This is a genomic window from Flavobacteriales bacterium (assembly GCA_013214975.1).
Lineage (GTDB): Bacteria > Bacteroidota > Bacteroidia > DT-38 > DT-38 > DT-38.
Map to the genome: position 1 here is coordinate 1 of JABSPR010000399.1, position 2987 is coordinate 2987.

Annotated in this window: 4 protein-coding genes; 2 read left to right on the forward strand and 2 right to left on the reverse strand. The window is 34.5% G+C overall.

Features of this window, described 5'->3' with window-relative positions:
* Positions 1 to 232 precede the first annotated feature (232 nt).
* Both pssA and purS read left to right on the forward strand, forming a co-directional pair.
* Entirely contained in the window at positions 233 to 937 is a 705-nt protein-coding gene (gene pssA / locus HRT72_12530) for a CDP-diacylglycerol--serine O-phosphatidyltransferase (protein ID NQY68531.1), read from the forward strand.
* A complete protein-coding gene (gene purS, locus HRT72_12535) occupies positions 927 to 1178 on the forward strand; it encodes a phosphoribosylformylglycinamidine synthase subunit PurS (protein NQY68532.1) in 252 nt (83 codons plus the stop codon). The genes pssA and purS overlap by 11 nt, the downstream gene beginning before the upstream one ends.
* A gap of 6 nt (positions 1179 to 1184) precedes the next feature.
* On the opposite strand, the gene lptB is transcribed toward purS, so the two are convergent.
* Positions 1185 to 1907, reverse strand: a complete 723-nt coding sequence (lptB, locus tag HRT72_12540) for an LPS export ABC transporter ATP-binding protein (protein NQY68533.1) — start codon at positions 1905 to 1907, stop codon at positions 1185 to 1187.
* 7 nt (positions 1908 to 1914) lie between these two features.
* Positions 1915 to 2987: hypothetical protein (locus HRT72_12545; GenBank protein NQY68534.1), on the reverse strand; the 1073-nt coding region annotated here is incomplete at its 5' end.

The following is a 2987-nucleotide window of genomic DNA, read 5'->3' on the forward strand; positions in this document are numbered from 1 at the left end:
ACAAATTAAGATTGGAACACTCCTTGCCTTCCCATATATGCTGGTTAAACGACCAATTACAGACGAATAGTATACGTCTTGTAAATATCCATTACCAGAAGTGCATAGAATAATAATTTAGAATTAAGCATGTAATACTTTGTTAACAGGGTAAATAACAAAAAGTGTACTATTTCAGGCTTCTATCGATATTAAATTTAATTAAGTTTGCCCTTGGAATAACAACTGTCATTTGAAAAATAAGATCCCAAACCTTATAACTCTTGCCAATCTCTTTTGTGGCTGCATTGGAATTGTATTTGCATTTCAAAACGATTTAGAATATTGTGCAGCAATGATTGGCCTTGCCGCTGTCTTTGACTTTTTTGATGGGGCTTCTTCTAGACTGTTAAAAGTGAGTTCGAAAATGGGGAAAGAATTAGATTCCTTATCTGATTTAGTAAGTTTCGGTGTTTTACCCTCTATGATAATGTACCGGCTACTAGAAATTTCGTTAACCGGATCTGCCGTATTCGTGGTATTTATTATAGCCTGTGCTTCTTCTTATCGACTTGCAAAATTCAATCTTGATGAGCGTCAAACAACCTCGTTTATTGGTTTACCGACACCAGCTAATGCTATACTTATTGGTTCTTTCCCATTAATTCTAAATGCAGACATTGAATATATCAATCAAATACTTCTAAGCCCATATTTCTTAATATCTATAACGCTATTGCTGTCTTTTCTATTGATATGCGAATTACCTTTGTTTTCATTAAAGTTCAACAACTTTAAATGGGAAGGAAATAAAGTGAGATACCTTTTCTTGATATTATCGTCAGGGATGTTTATCACTTTATATGTTGTTGCTAATCAATTCTTGGCAATTCCATTAATAATAATGTTGTACGTATTAATGTCTTTAATAAATAATTATACAAGGAATGAAATTTAGTGCTGAAATAGATATAATGCCTTTAAAAGCATTATTGGATCCACAGGGAAAAGCTGTTGAATCATCGTTAAAAAACATTGATTTAGGAGGCTTAAGTCAAGTTAGGATTGGCAAACATATTTCTACAGAAATAGAAGCTAACAGTGAGGAAGCGGCGAAAGAAATGGCCGAATCTGCTTGCAAAAAACTTCTTGCTAATGAAATAATGGAGAGTTTTACGATCGTGATTAAAACGATCTAAATTCCCTTATCTCAATTTAAAATTTTCTCCTAGATATACTTTCCGAACTTGTTCATCTTTGGACAATTCTTCGGCAGTACCTGCTTTCAGAATTTTACCTTCGAACAATAGATATGCTCTATCTGTAATTGAAAGGGTTTCGTGCACATTGTGATCAGTAATTAAAACACCAATGTTATTCTCTTTCAATCTATTTATTATTGATTGAATATCCTCAATCGCTATAGGGTCTACGCCTGCAAATGGCTCATCTAATAATAGAAAACTAGGATCATTGGCTAAGGCTCTAGCAATCTCACATCTCCTCCTCTCTCCTCCCGACAAAAGGTCTCCTCTATTCTTACGTACGTGATTCAAACCGAACTCGTCCAAAAGTTTTTCTAATTTATGGCTTTGCTCTTTCTTAGATAGCTTAGTCATCTCTAAGATAATCTTGATGTTATCCTCAATACTTAACTTTCTGAAAACGGATGGTTCTTGGGCCAAATATCCGACACCAATTTGCGACCTTTTATACATTGCATAAGAAGTAATATCCTTTTCATCAAGATAAATAGTACCTTCTTCTGGCTTTATCAAGCCAACCATCATATAAAATGTTGTTGTCTTACCAGCTCCATTTGGGCCAAGCAGACCAACGATTTCCCCTTGATTAACTTCTATAGAAACCTCGTTTACAACAACACGGCCTTTATAGCTTTTTACTAAATTCTGCGTAAATAATTTCATTACACTTTTAAAAATTGAAGGCGAAATTACCTCTGATGGCGAAGTTAGAAACTTTCTGGTTATCCGAAATTATTATATCGCTGTTATGATCACGGTAACTCAGTCTCCAGATAGCATCTATTCTAACTATTTTAAAGATATTCTCCAATCCCACACCTGCTTCAACATATGGTTTCTTTGCAAGATTTACTCCTTGGTTCGGAAACAAGAGAATATCCTGATGCTTATCTCTTACGCTGCCATATACACCCTTGACATTTGCTACAGTTCGCCATTTCAACTTTCTAATTAATGGGATCTTATTCATGATAAATCCATCAAAATGATGACTCGCTGTAAATGAGATAAACTCATCACTAATAAATTCAAAATAGTTCATCAAATTATAGGCCATATCATTATAAAAATATGTCTCATTTCCAGGGTGCATTTCAAGCAATGGATAAGGTACTTTTCCAAATATTTTCCCATATTCAAAAGCATACTTGGTACTACCAAATGCTCCTAATCTCAGCTTATCACTAATATTCATTATTATCTTATGGTATTGATACTGACTATTTAGGACACCCTTTATTCCTGCTGTATAATTAAACTGCAATACGGGATACTTTGTACCTAAACTAATTCTACTGAATTCTCCTGATACAAACTTCTCCTTATAGGCAAAACGTGTATAGAAAGACACTTCAGAGGTTCTGAGGTCTTTTCTATCAACGAGCACTCCTTCGTCATAAAAGCTATAATCAAGTTCTCCAAGTGGATTAAAAATACTTTGCGCCAACGTTAATTTTGTAGATAACCCTTCGAGCCACTCCATCTCATAAGCAACTTTATACTCTTCTACATTTGTAAGTTTAAAGTTCTTCTGTGTCCTTAACATCGAGGTTAGAGCATTATCCGTTTCTAACGCATTATTACTCATCCCCAGCTGCTCAATATCATTTTTATAATGTATATCAATAGAATTTCTCGGCTTCTTAGAAAGGAAATGAAGCAGCCCAGCTCCATATTTCACTCGCGTATCCGTAAATCCATACGCAACAAAAGCATCAAGCATGGTTCTTGTGCTAAACGTAT

What these genes read in the sequence shown, in the direction of transcription:
- purS (NQY68532.1), top strand. Translation starts at nt 927, where the DNA reads ATGAAATTTAGTGCTGAAATAGATATAATGCCTTTAAAAGCATTATTG.
- lptB (NQY68533.1), bottom strand. Translation starts at nt 1,907, where the DNA reads ATGAAATTATTTACGCAGAATTTAGTAAAAAGCTATAAAGGCCGTGTT.